General features: G+C 33.0%; 1 protein-coding gene. It reads left to right on the top strand.

Going from position 1 to position 233, the window contains the following annotated elements; genetic code table 11:
* Positions 1-233: hypothetical protein (locus AOA60_RS32550; RefSeq protein ID WP_158235006.1), on the top strand; the 233-nt coding region annotated here is incomplete at both ends.

The following is a 233-nucleotide window of genomic DNA, read 5'->3' as shown; positions in this document are numbered from 1 at the left end:
GATTACAGAAGAAATAAGTAATCTAGAGGAACTTATTTCACGTAAGGAAGAAAACAAGATTTCTTGTGCACAGGAAATTGAAGAGATTGACCAAAAGCTAGCTGAAAATGAAGATGTGAGGATAGTTCAAGAAAAGATTAAAACAGAAACTGATTTAAGAAATCTTCATGTCCGCATTGCGAAAGATAAGAAAGACGAGATGAAAAATGAACTGATAACTAACGGATATCATC

The organism is Pseudomonas sp. 2822-17 (assembly GCF_002742485.1).
GTDB classification, from domain to species: Bacteria; Pseudomonadota; Gammaproteobacteria; order Pseudomonadales; family Pseudomonadaceae; genus Aquipseudomonas; species Aquipseudomonas cyclaminis.
Note: the sequence above shows the minus strand (reverse complement) of the source record. Positions and strands in the feature narration are given on the sequence as shown.